Raw genomic sequence first — 13,854 nt, forward strand, 5'->3', positions numbered from 1 at the left:
CCTGGAGCTGAAATGACAGAGTGGAAAAAAATTCTGCCGCAGCTGATTACCGTCTGTGTCGTGATTCTGGCGCTGGTGTTGGGCTGGTTTGCCTGGGAGTATTACACCCGTTCACCGTGGACACGTGATGCGCGGGTGCGTGCCGATGTGGTGACGCTGTCTGCCGATGTCTCGGGCAGAATCGTCAAGCTGCTGGTGCATGACAATCAGCACGTAACCAAAGGCGATCTGCTGCTGCAGATCGATCCTGAACGCTATGAACTGGCCGTGGCCCATGCCCGTCGCGCCGTGGAAGTGGCGCGGGCCAGTCTTGGCCAGTCGCAGGCGGCGATCGTGGCCGTTCAGGCCCAGTTGCGGCAACGGCGCAGCGAGGAGAGCCGGCGCAGTCGGCTCAGGCAGACTTCGTCGATCTCCAGCGAAGAATGGGAAAAATCGAGCACCGATGTGGCTGTCACCGAAGCGCAACTGCTGCGCGAGCAAGCCAACCTGAGGCTGGCCCAGGCCAATGTGCAACTGGCCGAAGCGGCGCTGACCCAGGCCGACCTGGACCTGCAACGGACCCAGGTAGTCGCCCAGGTCAGCGGTTATGTGACCAACCTGCTGACTCGCCAGGGCGATTACGCCGTGGCCGGTCATGCGTTGCTGGCGTTGGTCGACAGCAGTTCGTTCCATGTCAACGGGTACTTCGAGGAGACCAAGTTGCCGCGCATCCATGAAGGCGACCGGGTCAAGATCCAGCTCATGAGCGGCGAGCGTTTCGAGGGGGTGGTCGAAAGCATCGCCTATGCCATCAGCGACCGCGAGAACCTGCCCGGCACCCGCCTGTTGGCCAACATCAACCCCAGTTACACCTGGGTCAAACTGGCTCAGCGAGTGCCGGTGCGCATACGCGTGGATGCCCAGGTCGCCCAGCGTCTACGACTGCGTGCCGGCACCACCGCGACCGTGACCATCATCGACTGAAGGCGAGACTTGGTACAGGGCGTATCTGTCCTTGAGTACTCAGAGATTGGCCGGTGGTGCGGCGGGTTCAGAACGCTGGCTTTCCAGCAGCGGTCGACCCCATGGCCGGTAGCGAAGCTCGAACACGGCCACGGGGTGGCAGCCGCTGGCGGTCGAGGCCGGTGCGGCCGGTCTGGCGCGAAATGGCTGGCCTTGCTTGCTGGTCTGGCGAAATGCCTCGTGCACGATGCCGATTGTGCAGGGCAGGGCGGCGGCATAGCCCTGGCGCACCAGGGCCGGCAGGCGCGCGGTGCCGGCGCCGTCCTGCCACCAGACCTGAATGTTCAGGCCGGCCAGCTGTGCCAGCCATTGGGCCTGTACCCCGGGCGCCAGCTTGCCGACACTGAAGGCACTGATATGCAGCGGTGCATCGAGTTGGCCGCTGAATGTCTTGAGTTGGCGCTGCAACATATCGCGACGTGCGCTATCGAGAAAGTGAAAATCATCCAGTTCCATGGGTAGATACCAGCCTTCGATCGGTAGATTCCACTGTTGGCGGACGTGTCGTTGCTGAGCCAGCGACTGGCCCAGTTGCGCGCCCCAATAACTGGCCAGGCCGGCACTGTCGAGACGATCGATGCGCTGGTAGTAGGCGGCATCCATGGACAGCCCCATCACCAGCTTCAGGCCTTGCTCATGGGCCAGGCGCAAGGCCCTGGCCAGCCAGCCATCGGCGCCACCGAAGGTCTGGTCGCCATAGGCCGTCCATTGCACGATCAGGGTGTGTGCCCCTTGTTCGACGCTGGCTTGCCAGATCTGCCGCCATTGCCCCTGGCTCAGGTGCATGTCGCTGTTGAGTGGTTGATAGATGATCCGCTCATCGGCGCGGGCCGTCTGCGCGCAAACGAACAGCAGGCAGGCCAACAACCAAAGGGCCCGCATCAGAAGTTCAACTCCACGCCGAGCAAGACGCCGTTGGCCCCTTCATACAGGTTGCCGCCGAGCGATTGCTGGTACTCGGTGCGCACGGTGAGGTGGCCGCGATAGGCGTTATAGCGGTCGTCATGGAACCACCATTGCCAGCGCATGCCGACCCCGACGCGCAGGTCCTGGCGCCAGTCGTTGCTCGGATCCTGGCTGGCAAACTCGACAAAGCCATAGGGCATCAGAGTCTGTGGGGAGGCAACCGGCAGTTTCCAGGCGTGGCCCTGCTGGTAGCGCGACAGCCAGGCATGGTCGCCTGCGCGGGTCCACCAGGCGGCGTCGAGGTAGAGGAAGCGCTCGTTCCAGTGGCGTTCGTCGATGCGCCAGTCGTTGCGATAGTCGCCCTGGTCGAAGTACGAAGCGGTCGCTCGCAGCAGAAAGTCATTGCTGGTTTCGCTGTGCTCCTGGTGATCGCTGTAGCCGTCATCCACCTGGCTCGGGTCGAGCATCTCGCCCAGGCTCAGGCTGTCGTAGTCCTCATCCTTGATCTGGCTCTGGCGATACAGCTCGCCGTAGAGGTTGAGGTTTGAGGTACCGAAGGGCTTATAGCGCAAGCCCACGCCAGTACCCAGGAATTGGCCGTATTCGTAACGCCCCTGACTTCCCAGCAATGCCCGGGCATAGACCGAGAAGGTGCTGCCATTACGACTCGGTTCCTTACCCAGGGCATGGTCCCACATGGCAATCTGGACATTCTGGGAAGTGGCCCGACGCTGCTGCGAATCACTGTTCTGGAAACTGTCGTTGGTCGAAACGCCGGCCGGTGACCAGGTGCTGGCCAGTGTCCGACTGTTGCGACGGAAGAGTGCTTCATGGGCGCGGCGCTGGCGATATTTGCGGGCCTCGAGACTGCCGTATTCGTCATCGCCGTTCACCACCTGTGCTTCCACATCGAGGACGCGCCGCAGTTCCTGGCGGGCGGCGGTGCTGTCTTCGGCTTCTGCGTAGCGCCAGGCCAGGGTTTCGCCGAGCCGGAAGTCCTCGGGGAAATCGGTGGTGGCCCGTTGCAGGTAGGGGATCGACTGGCGCCGAACCTGCGGGGTATCGGCACCGGCCAGGCGCATACCGTAATCGGCGCGGTAGCGGGGCTGGCCGGGATCCAGGCGCACGGCTTCGGCAAGCCAGGCAGTGCTCTGCGGCGCGTCGCCCGCTTGCTGGGCGGTGACCGAGGCGGCGTAGTAGTGGTCGGCACGCGGTTGATGCTGCAAGGCCTGGCGTTGCCGTTCAAGGGCCAATCCCGGATTGTTCTGTTGCTGGGCGATGGCGGCACCCAGGGCCCAGTCATCGGCGCCGGTATGCGCAGCCTTTTGCCAATGCTGTTCGGCCCGGCTCGGGTCATGGCTGTTCAAGGCGCCGCGCGCGGCGGTCAGGCGTGCGTTGTCGGTCCATTGGGCATCGCCAAGGCTGTTCCAGATGCGCTGGGCGGCGACCGGGTCGCCGGCGGCATCCAGGGCATAGGCCAGTGGCATCCGGCTGCCGCGATCACCCAGGCGTTCGGCCGCCTGGTAGTAGACCACCGCTTGCCCGGGGTTGTCGGGCATCGAACAGCGCCCCAGTGCACGCAGTTGTCCGACTTCGGCAGGCTGCTTGCCGATGGCCTGGCGCACGGCGTCGCAATGGCCGCTTTCGGCCAGGCGCCCGAGCAACTGGGCACGGGTCGCCGGGTCGACGCGGTTGACCAGCTCGCTCATGCGCCGTGGGTCGACGGGGCTGCCCTCGACTATGTAGAGACCGGCCAGGCGCTGCAACGGCGCCGCTGGCAAGCGCCCCTGGTAGCGGTCGTAAGCCTGTTGGAGCAACTCGCGGGTGCGATCCTGCTCGCCGTTTTGCAGGTTCAGGTAAGTTGCCTGGTCGAGCGAAGCCAGGCTGCTGCTCTGGCGATAGTGTTGTTCCCAGAGATCGGCGGCTTCGTGCGTGCGGCCGGCGGCCTGCAGTAATTGGGCGCGCCTTTTGACGACGGCCGGGGTCTGTGGTTGTCGTCCCAGCAAGGCCAGCACCTGTTTTGACTTGCCCTGTTGCTGCAAGATATCGAGCAGGCGCTCGCGCCGGGCACTGTCCCAGGGCTCCGGCAATGACTGGCGCTGCAACAGATCGGTGGCTTGCAGGCGCTGGGCCAGGATCAGCCAGGTCTTCGGGTCGTCGCTTGCGCGGCAGCCGTGCAGCTGTTCCAGGGCCGCCTGCGGGTCGCGCCGCGACAGCCATTCCACGGTCTCCAGGCATGGCCGGTTCAAGTCGGCACTGAGTTGGCGCACGAGTTGGACGTCATCGCTTTTGCGCGCCAGTTCCCACAGTTGCTGACGTTGTTCGGGGTGCGCAAGGTCTTCGGCGGGCAGCGATTGCAGCCAGCGCCGGGCAAGTTCGGCATGGCCCATGGCAATGGCATGATTGGCCATGGCCAAGTGAGTCTTGCGCGCGGCCTCGGGCGAGGGTGCTTGCAACAGCAGGGCCTGCAGAGGGCTTTCGTCGAGGCGCTGGACATAGGCGTTGGCCAGCCGCGCCCAACCTTCGGGGGGCAGTTCGCCACGCGCTGCCAGCGGCGCCAGTTGTTCGATGGTGGTCTCGCGGTCGTGCAGTTGTTCGGCCCAGTTGGCCCGGGCCAGGCGCAGGACGTTCTCGTCACCCTTTGGTTGCACCTCGTCAAGCCAGGCCAGGGCCTTGCCCGCACCGCCGAATCTGGCCAGGCTGAGGCTGTAAGCCTGCCACAGGCGCACCCGCTGGCTGCCATCGCTCTGGGCCAGCCATTGCTGTACCTGGGTCGGCCCCGGAGGGTCCTGCGCAATCCAGGTCAGGCGCAGGTCGAGCAGGGCATCGCCATGATCGCCACTGGCGCCCAGGGGTTCGGCGGCTTGCAAGGCATCGCGGTAGCGGCGTTGTTTGGCCAGGGACTGGACCAGCAGCGCGCGAGCCTCATCGTTGCCCGGTACCAGCTCAAGCAAATGCCGGGTCAGGCGTTCGACTTCTACCCAGTTCTGCTTCCTGGCTTCGCGGTAGCTGCGGTCCATGTAGGGGTAACTGCGAAACCGCTCGAAGTCGCTGAGTTCATCGGCAAGCATTGGACGGCTGCACAGCGATAACAACAAGGTACCGAGGATCAGTAGCGGGCGGTTGTTCATGCCACCTCCCGAGCGATGCGAAAGGCGGCCTGCTGCTCGTCGGCCTGTTCCTGCAATGCATCGCGCAGGACCTCTTCGGTGATCATGCCGCGCTCGATCAGGTGCTCACCGAGTGACATGCGGTCGGCGTCGAAATCGATCAGCGCCTGGTTGAACAGGCTGGTCGGGACCAGGCCGCGCGCCTGCAGCAAATGGCCCAAGAGGACCTGGTGGTGGCTGATGCGTTCGATCAGGTCGGCATCATCCTGATTTGCCTTCAATACGGCCAGCATATGCCGGGGTTCTTCGCTCTGGCGGGCGCCGGGGTACCAGTAACGCAGGCCCAGGGTAACGCGGCCCTGGGGGGCCAGGCGGCAGCGCACGGGGCGTTTGAGTTGACGACTGATCGCACCGAGCGAGACCTGGCTGACCGGGCCCTCACAGGCCAGCACCAGGGTCTGGCCTTGCTCGGCCACCGGCAGTACCGCGTAGTGCAGGGCCAGGCGGCGCGGCAACTGGTCGATCAGTGGCCTGGCCAGGGTAAAGGGATTGAGCGGCGCCCACTCCATCTCCAGTTGTTCGGCCAGCACCTGCACCAGTTGCTCGCTGTCGATCAGTTCGCGCAGCAGCAGTTTGCGGCCCAGATGGCGGTGGATGGGGCTGGTGATCGCCGCTTGCAGTTGTTCATCGGTGATCAGGCCCTTGTCGACCAATCGCTGCCCCAACGGCGTGCGCATGGGCGTGGTGAGTGCGGGGAACTCGTGGGTGGTCTTGTCCCAGGCCACCCGGCGCGAGTCGCCCATCTCCATGACCTGGCGCAGGGCTCGCAGGTTGGCGAAGAAATTGACGAAGTTGCTCCACATCATCCGTGGTGCCGAAAGCAGGCCTTCCTTGATGCCGTAGTAACGGGTGACGAAGTAGCCGCGCTGGAACAGTCGATTGATCAGCAGCAATCCATTGAGCCAGAGCAGGGTCGACAGCAGCAGGCTATCGGACAGGATCGAAGGAAAGCGCCAGGCCTGGGGTGCGATCAGGCCGACCAGCCACATTGCCAGCAGAACCAGCAACAGCAGGTTGACCAGAAAGCTCAGCAGGTAGGCGAACAGCCCGCGGCGGTCACGCCAGAGGAAGTAGTTGAGCAGCCCCGTGGAGCTCCAGCCCAGGTTGGTAGTGCCCTGGAACACGATACCGACGATCCAGCGCGATTTTTGCCGGATGGCGTGCAGCCAGTCGCGGGGAAAGTGTTCGCGCACGCAGATGACCTGGGTGAACTCCTTGCTCATGCCCCACAGCCATTGCTGCTTGAGGGCCAGTTTCGGGTCGGTGACCGAGTAACGGGCGAAAATGCATTTCATGCCCTTTTGCTTGAGGCGAAAACCGATGTCGTAGTCTTCGGTCAGGCTCTGCACGTCGAAGGCGATACCGTCGCCATCCTCGAGCAGGGCCGTGATCGCCCGTCGGCTGAAGCAGGTGCCCACCCCGGCGCTGGGGACTTGCCCGGTCAGTGCTTCGCGGACAATCACATCCTTGCCGTGGTTTTCGGCGAACTCGTCCACATAGTGCCCTGCAGTAAAGCCGCGCCACTCGGGAGCGAAGGGGTAGACCGGGATCTGGATCAGGTCCTTGGCCGGCAGCAGGTAGTTGAACAGGCGCAGTTCCATGGGCGAAATGACGTCTTCGGCGTCATGCAGGATGAAGCCGGCGAATTCGATCTTCGCATCGTTCTCGAAGCGCAGGATCGCGTCGATGACGTTGTTCAGGCAGTCGGCCTTGCTGGTCGGGCCGGGCCGCGCGCAGATCACTTTGTGCACGTTGGGATAGTGCCGGCACACGGCGTCCACGTCCGCCTGGGTCTGCGGATCATTGGGGTAGCTGCCGACAAAGATCTGGTAGTTCTCATAATCCAGGGTCGAGGCCGCCAGGCGGGCCATTTCGCCGACCACGCCCACTTCGTTCCAGGCCGGCACCATGATTGCCAACGGCTTTTCCGCGACCTCGTAAAGGCGTTTCTCATCGGCGCGTTCGAACTTGTCGTAGATGCGAAAGCGCCGGATCAACTTGCGACCCCAGTAGACCAGGTCGATGAACAAGTCATCCAGGCCCAGCAGGAACATCAGGCTGGCGAGCACTATTGCCAGCAGTTTGAGACCGAACAGCAGATAAGTGAGAAAGTCGACGAACGCCAGACTCATACAGCGCCACGCAAGGCATGTTCGTTCAACCAGTCCCACAGGTGCTCGGCGATTTTCTCGCTGGCATGCCCATCGCCGTAAGGGGTGAACACGCGACTCATGTGTTTGTAGATTTGCGGGTCATCGAGCAATTGGCTGGTCTGCTTGACGATGCGCTCGGTCTGCGTCCCTACCAGCTTGACCGTACCGCCCTCCAGTACCGAAGGGCGTTCGGTGACTTTGCGTAATACCAACACGGGTTTGCCCAGTGCCGGTGCCTCTTCCTGGATGCCGCCCGAATCGGTCAGGATCAGGTAGGCGCGATCCATCAGCCAGACAAAATGCCGATAGTCCTGAGGCGGGAGCAACAGAATATTGTCCCTGTTCGACAGCAATGGATACACGGCCTGCTGTACTTGCGGGTTGAGGTGCACCGGGTAGACGAACTGCACGTCGGGGTAACGCAGGGCAAGTTCGGCCAGCGCCAGGCAAATACGTTCGAAGCCCGGGCCGAAGTTTTCCCGGCGGTGGCCGGTGATCAGCACCATGCGCTGCCTGGCGTGCTGCCTGTCGCTGAAAAGGGCAGCCAGGGGAGAGTCGGGCGCCGGGTGCCACTGGCTTTTGTGCAGGTGTTCGCGCATCCACAGCAGGGCATCGATCACGGTGTTGCCGGTGACTTTGATCTGCTCCAGCGGCACGCCTTCGCGCAGCAGGTTGTCCCTGGCCTTGTTGGTCGGCGGGAAGTGCAGGTCGGCGATGACACCGGTCAGGCGCCGGTTGGCTTCTTCGGGCCAGGGGGATTTCAGGTTGCCGGTGCGCAGGCCCGCTTCCACGTGGGCAATGGGGATGTGTCGATTGAAGGCGGCCAGTGCGGCGATGAAGCTGGTGGTGGTGTCGCCGTGGACCAGGACGATATCCGGCTTGTTGCGTTCGTACGCGCTGTCGAGTTTGCTCAGGAGTTGCTGCGACAGGCCATTGAGGGTCTGGTCCTGGATCATGACCTGCAGGTCTTCATCGACGGTCAGGTCAAAGGCGGTCAGCACTTGCTCGAGCATTTCCCTGTGCTGGCCAGTGGAGCAGATATTCAGCGCCATTTCCGGCCACTCCCGCAATTCGCGAGCCAGTGGTGCCATCTTGATTGCTTCGGGGCGGGTGCCGAAAACCATCATCACTTTGAAAGGCATCGCGTTCTCCTCAAACCCATGCAGGGACTGTCGCCAGGCCACAGGGGGAAGAACCCTGGATCATGTTTCGGCTGTCGTTGCAGCCTTCGTCATCTCCTATGAGTTTTTGCTACAAATTCTACAACCGCTGGAATTAAAGCAAAGCAGTTGGAGGCGGTATTGTCCATTGCAGCAGGCACAACCCGAAGGGCCGGGCCTGGAACTAATTGATGACACGCCCTAGGATGAAGGCCACCCACATTCGCCGGAGGGACGCCTGTGCGTACCCAGAATCACCCCCTGCTGTCGCCTAGCTGCGGTACCCACCGCAACGTCACCAGCTTCCACTTCGGCGCGGTAGCCGCCCCCGGCATCTGGCCGGGCAAGGTCTACATTCAGAGCGGTCTGCATGCCGGTGAAATTCCGGGCATGCTCGTCAGCCACCACCTCAAGGGGCTGCTGGCCGAGGCCGAAGCGCAGGGCCGCCTGCGCGGTGAAGTCGTGCTGGTTCCGCTATGCAATCCGATCGGGGTTTCCCAGGCGCTGATGCAGTACCCGATAGGGCGGTTCGAATTCTCAAGTGGAGAAAACTTCAATCGGTACTATTTGTCGCCCGACGAGGAGCTCGCCACTCGGGTGGCCGCTGCGCTGGGCCAGGACGAGGCGCAGAACCGGCGGCTGATTCGACGTGAGTTGGGCGCCTTGCTCGATGAGGTACAGGCGCAAAGCGAGCTGGCTTCGTTGCGCCTGGCCTTGCAGAAGATGTCGTATGACGCGGACCTGGTGATCGATCTGCACAGTGAATCCGAGGGGCTGCTGCATATCTATGCCGCGCGCGGACAGTGGGAACGGGTCGAAGCGCTGGCCTGCTACTTGCACTGCCCGGTGTCGCTGTTGGCTGATTATTATGGCGACACACCCTTCGACGAAGCGGTGTTCATGCCCTGGCAGAATCTACGCAAACGCTTCGCGGACAAGCCGATCCCCTATGACAGTGTCTCGGTGACGGTCGAATTGCGCGGCGAACAGGATGTCAGCCATGAACAGGCGAGCGCCGATGCGGCAGCGATCTTCGCCTATCTGGTGCATCAGGGCGTGATCACCGGCAAGGTCGCGCCACCGCCGCCCTTGCCCCATCCGACCACGCCACTGGAAGGTTCGCAGACGCTGATTGCCAGCGTGCCTGGCGTACTGGCCAAGCTGTTGCCGGTGGGTACGCAGGTTGCCGAAGGTGACCAGGTGGCGGAGATCGTCGACCCGGTGACGGGGCATTGTGAACCCCTGTACAGCCCTGCGGCAGGGCTTTTGTATGCTCGCAGCCTGTATCGCTTCGTGAAGCGCGGGGACATGATCGCCAAGGTCGCGGGCAGTCAGTTCAGCAAGAAGGCCCGGCTGCTCGATATGTAGGAGCGGGCCGGGCGGCGCTCCGCTTGCCCGCGATGCGGTCTGTCTGACCACCGCGGAGATGCCATCGCTGGCAAGCCAGCTCCTACAAGATAGGGGAAGACCGGACTTCTCCGTCCAGCCAGTCGAGGAACTCGCGCACCGGTGACGCGCGCTCGCGTCCCGGTGTACAGACGGCCTGGTAATGCGCCGCAGGCAGTCGGATATCCGGCCGATAGGGGCGCAGCAGGCCCCGGGCGACGCTGTCGGCGACCAAAACGTCGCTGGCCAGCACCAGGCCGTGGCCGGCAATCGCCGCCTGCAATGCGTAGTGTTCATCGTCGTACTCGCGCAGCCGTGCCCGATCGAGCCAATCCTCATGCCCGGCGAGCGCACACCAGCGTGGCCAGTCGATCGCGGTCGTGGTCGTCGAGTGCCAGGGCACATTGATCAACTCAAGGCCTGCGTCGTCTGCTGGCGGGCTCCAGCCCGGTGGCGCAAAAGCGGCGAAATGCTCCGTGAACAGATCGCGGTGGTACAGCGCCGGGTCCGGCTTGAACTGCACGCGCAGGGCCAGATCGACCGAACTGTCGCGCCCAAGATCGATCAAGCTGTTACTGGTTTCAACGCGCACATGGAATTGCGGGTGGTGACGATAGAAACCGCCCAGCCGGGGTATCAGCCAAAGGCTGGCAAAGGCCGGCGTGGTGGTGAGTGTCAGGCTGCGCGGGTCGCAATCGGGCTTGAAGGCTTCCAGGCTGCGATGAAGTTCACGTAGCGAAGCGTGCACCTGATGGTACAGGCGCTCGCCGCTTTCGCTGAGCAACACCCCTTGGCCGGTGCGCTCGAACAGCAGCACGCCGAGCCAGCCCTCAAGCGTCTTGATCTGATGGGAAACGGCTGCCGGGGTGACGGCCAGCTCATCGGCCGCGGTCTTGAAACCGCCCAGGCGGGCAGCGGATTCAAAAGCGCGCAGGGCGGTCAGGGGCAGCTTGGCGAACACTGGGATTATTCCAATTGAGCGTGGCTCAATTTATCTCAATTGTGGGGGTGTCTCAATCTGCCTACTGTGGTCTTGGCGTGTCATCAATGGGAACTCATTGATGACACGCCCTAATGTCCCGTGCAGCAGGAGAAACGCCATGCAAGGAATTGCCCGCAAGGTTGTCCAGGCCGTGCTCTATGAAGCGGTGGGGGTTGTCTTTGTCGCGCCGGTGCTGGCGATGGTGTATGGCCAGGGCATGGCCTATTCCACGGCATTGTCGCTGGTCATCTCGGCGGTGGCGCTGAGCTGGAACATGCTCTTCAACCTGGGCTTCGAGCGTTGGGAAGCACGCCAGGCCAGCCGCACCCGGACCCTGCGCCGGCGCCTCCTGCATTCGTTGGGCTTCGAAGGCGGTCTGACCCTGATCCTGGTGCCGCTGATTGCCGCTTGGCTGAACATCGACTGGCTGACGGCGTTGGCCACCGACGTTGCCCTGTTCGTATTTTTCTTCTTCTATGCGCTGGGCTTTCAGTGGGTGTTCGACCGCGTGTTCGATGTACCGGAATCGGCGCGGGAAATTGCCCAGCCCCATGCGGTTGGCAAATGCCCGTAGCCGCTGCCGAAGGCTGCGCTCGCGCGCGTAAGCGGGCGCAAGATCTCAAGACCGCCGGGGGAGCCCCTGCGGGACTCCAGCGCAGCCTGGCGGCAGCGGCTACGCCCATCGAGGTACGCCTACCGCTACGGGAGAAATGGAGCTTCTTCTCAGACCGAGCGCCGGCGCTGGCGCACCAGATGCTTGAAGCCTTCAAGGACCAGCACCAGCACCGCCAGCCAGATCGGGATGTAGGTCAGCCACTGGTCCGGGGCGATGCTTTCACCCAGCAACAAGGCCACGGCAACCAGCAGCACCGGCTCGACGTAACTCAGCAGGCCGAACAGACCGAACGGCAGCTGCCGGCTGGCCAGTACGTAGCTGATCAACGCCAGGGCGCTGATCACGCCCAACCCCGGGATCAACAGATACAGGGCCGGGTGCTGGACCATGTCGGCAGCCGAAAGCGGTCCTTTGAGCACGAACCAGACCGCCACCGGCAGCATCAGGCACATGTCGGTCCAGAGGCCGCCCAGATGGTCGGTGCGGCATTTGCGGCGCAAGATGAAATACACCGGGTAGCCGCAAGCCACCACCAGGGTTTCCCAGGCAAAACTGCCATGCTGGTACAACTCGTTGCCGACTCCGGCCAGGGCGCAGATGACCGCGACGGTCTGCAAGCGTGACAGGCGCTCGCCATAGACCAGGCGCCCGGTCAGGACCATCGTCAGCGGCAACAGGAAGTAGCCCAGTGATACCTCCATGCTGCGTCCGTGCAACGGTGCCCAGAGAAACAGCCAGAGTTGCACGGCCATCAGGCTGGAAGTGCCGAGCAGTCCGATCAGCAGCGCCGGCGTTTGGCCAATGCGCTTGATCACCTCGACCGCCAGCGGCCAGTCCCGGCTGATCAGCATGAACAGGGTGACGCAGGGGAGGGTCAGCAGCATGCGCCAGCCGAAGACTTCTTCACCGCTCAAGGGGGGCAGCAGCGAGCTATAGAAGTACATCACGGCAAACAGGATCGACGCCGCAACGGAAAGAGTGATGCCTTTGGACAAGAGAGCCTCGCAACGCGGTTTTTTGAACTGTTCGGTAACCCGCCATGATCTCAAGCCATTGCCCTGCAAGACAACTGGCGCAATCGTTTATCGGCGTCAGCGACAAAACGTGCAAGTAAAATGCGGACAAAACTGGTTACGCCATGTAGAATCGGCTTACGCATACAATAATAAGCTCATCCGCCGGCGGATGATCAACCTGCAGAGAGTGGGTCCCTATGAAGCGTCACGGGTTTCAATTGATCTATGGTGACTTCCTCTCCCGCAGCGTGAGAGGCATCAGCTGCGCACCGCCCGCATTCTCAGCATCGATAGCAACTAACGACCGTTAATTCTATAAATGATGAGGAGCCGACAATGGCTGATATCTTCGAAAACCCAATGGGCCTGATGGGCTTTGAATTCATCGAGTTCGCCTCGCCAACCCCCAATACCCTGGAGCCGATCTTCAAGATCATGGGCTTCACCCACGTCGCCACCCACCGCTCCAAAGACGTGCAGTTGTACCGTCAGGGCGGCATCAACCTGATTCTCAACAACGAACCCAATAGCGTTGCCTCGTACTTCGCTGCCGAACACGGCCCGTCCGTCTGCGGCATGGCGTTCCGCGTCAAGAACGCCCAGCAGGCCTATGCCCGTGCGCTGGAGCTGGGTGCCCAGCCAATCGAGATCCCGACCGGCCCCATGGAGCTGAACCTGCCGGCGATCAAGGGCATCGGCGGCGCGCCGCTGTACCTGATCGACCGTTACGGCGAAGGCAGCTCGATCTACGACATCGACTTCAACTTCCTCGAAGGCGTTGATCGTCATCCGCAGGGTGCAGGGCTGAAAATCATCGATCACCTGACCCATAACGTTTATCGCGGGCGCATGGCCTATTGGGCCGGCTTCTACGAGAAGCTGTTCAACTTCCGCGAAATCCGTTACTTCGATATCAAGGGCGAGTACACCGGCCTGACCTCCAAGGCCATGACTGCTCCAGACGGCATGATCCGTATCCCGCTCAACGAAGAGTCGTCCAAGGGCGCCGGGCAGATCGAAGAGTTCCTGATGCAGTTCAACGGCGAAGGCATTCAGCATGTGGCCTTCCTCACCGATGACCTGATCAAGACCTGGGACGCGCTGAAGAAAATCGGCATGCGCTTCATGACTGCGCCACCTGAAACCTACTACGAAATGCTTGAAGGCCGCCTGCCTGGCCACGGCGAGCCAGTAGGCGAGTTGAAAGCACGCGGTATCCTGCTCGACGGATCTTCCGATGCCAACGACAAGCGCCTGTTGTTGCAGATTTTCTCCGAAACCCTGATGGGGCCGGTGTTTTTCGAGTTCATCCAGCGCAAGGGTGACGACGGCTTCGGTGAAGGCAACTTCAAGGCGCTGTTTGAATCGATCGAGCGTGATCAGGTGCGTCGCGGTGTGCTCAACGCTGAATAAGCACGCCTGAACCGGGACGGCCAGCCAGAAGCATTCTGGCTGGCCGTTTT

At 62.5% G+C, this 13,854-nt stretch carries 10 protein-coding genes; 4 read left to right on the forward strand and 6 right to left on the reverse strand.

Features of this window, described 5'->3' with window-relative positions; translation table 11 throughout:
- The first annotated feature begins 12 nt into the window (after positions 1 to 12).
- Positions 13 to 963: an HlyD family secretion protein gene (locus NVV94_RS11370; protein ID WP_258447237.1), complete on the forward strand. Its 951-nt coding sequence runs from the start codon at positions 13 to 15 to the stop codon at positions 961 to 963.
- A 39-nt stretch (positions 964 to 1,002) separates the two neighbouring features.
- On the opposite strand, the gene NVV94_RS11375 is transcribed toward NVV94_RS11370, so the two are convergent.
- Genes NVV94_RS11375 through wecB form a run of 4 tightly spaced genes read right to left on the reverse strand, consistent with a single transcriptional unit; the run spans position 1,003 to position 8,373 of the window.
- On the reverse strand, positions 1,003 to 1,884 hold the full coding sequence (locus NVV94_RS11375) for a DUF4434 family protein (RefSeq protein WP_258447238.1): 882 nt from the start codon (positions 1,882 to 1,884) through the stop codon (positions 1,003 to 1,005).
- The gene (locus NVV94_RS11380) at positions 1,884 to 5,039 is read right to left on the reverse strand and encodes an NfrA family protein (RefSeq protein ID WP_408733466.1); all 3,156 of its coding nucleotides are present in this window, start codon (positions 5,037 to 5,039) and stop codon (positions 1,884 to 1,886) included. Before NVV94_RS11380 ends, NVV94_RS11375 begins: the two co-directional genes overlap by 1 nt.
- Positions 5,036 to 7,210, reverse strand: coding sequence for a cyclic di-3',5'-guanylate-activated glycosyltransferase NrfB (gene nrfB, locus NVV94_RS11385; protein WP_258447239.1), 2,175 nt, complete (start codon positions 7,208 to 7,210; stop codon positions 5,036 to 5,038). Before nrfB ends, NVV94_RS11380 begins: the two co-directional genes overlap by 4 nt.
- On the reverse strand, positions 7,207 to 8,373 hold the full coding sequence (wecB, locus tag NVV94_RS11390; protein ID WP_258447240.1) for a non-hydrolyzing UDP-N-acetylglucosamine 2-epimerase: 1,167 nt from the start codon (positions 8,371 to 8,373) through the stop codon (positions 7,207 to 7,209). The genes nrfB and wecB overlap by 4 nt, the downstream gene beginning before the upstream one ends.
- A gap of 258 nt (positions 8,374 to 8,631) precedes the next feature.
- Here wecB and NVV94_RS11395 point away from each other — a divergent pair, with 258 nt between their 5' ends.
- A complete protein-coding gene (locus NVV94_RS11395) occupies positions 8,632 to 9,759 on the forward strand; it encodes a succinylglutamate desuccinylase/aspartoacylase family protein (RefSeq protein WP_258447241.1) in 1,128 nt (375 codons plus the stop codon).
- Between the two features lie 82 nt (positions 9,760 to 9,841).
- Here the strand turns inward: NVV94_RS11395 and NVV94_RS11400 are convergent, their stop codons facing one another.
- Positions 9,842 to 10,738 (reverse strand): LysR substrate-binding domain-containing protein, encoded by an 897-nt coding sequence (locus NVV94_RS11400; RefSeq protein WP_258447242.1) that lies wholly within the window; start codon positions 10,736 to 10,738, stop codon positions 9,842 to 9,844.
- A gap of 139 nt (positions 10,739 to 10,877) precedes the next feature.
- On the opposite strand from NVV94_RS11400, the gene NVV94_RS11405 reads away from it, so the two are divergent.
- Positions 10,878 to 11,333, forward strand: coding sequence for a PACE efflux transporter (locus NVV94_RS11405; RefSeq protein WP_258447243.1), 456 nt, complete (start codon positions 10,878 to 10,880; stop codon positions 11,331 to 11,333).
- A gap of 149 nt (positions 11,334 to 11,482) precedes the next feature.
- On the opposite strand, the gene rarD is transcribed toward NVV94_RS11405, so the two are convergent.
- Positions 11,483 to 12,370, reverse strand: coding sequence for an EamA family transporter RarD (gene rarD, locus NVV94_RS11410; RefSeq protein WP_258447244.1), 888 nt, complete (start codon positions 12,368 to 12,370; stop codon positions 11,483 to 11,485).
- A 357-nt stretch (positions 12,371 to 12,727) separates the two neighbouring features.
- Between rarD and hppD the strand changes: the two genes are divergently transcribed.
- Entirely contained in the window at positions 12,728 to 13,804 is a 1,077-nt protein-coding gene (hppD, locus tag NVV94_RS11415) for a 4-hydroxyphenylpyruvate dioxygenase (RefSeq protein WP_258447245.1), read from the forward strand.
- Positions 13,805 to 13,854: the final 50 nt, after the last annotated feature.

Origin of the sequence: Pseudomonas sp. LS1212, from assembly GCF_024741815.1 — a bacterium.
Classification (GTDB): domain Bacteria; phylum Pseudomonadota; class Gammaproteobacteria; order Pseudomonadales; family Pseudomonadaceae; genus Aquipseudomonas.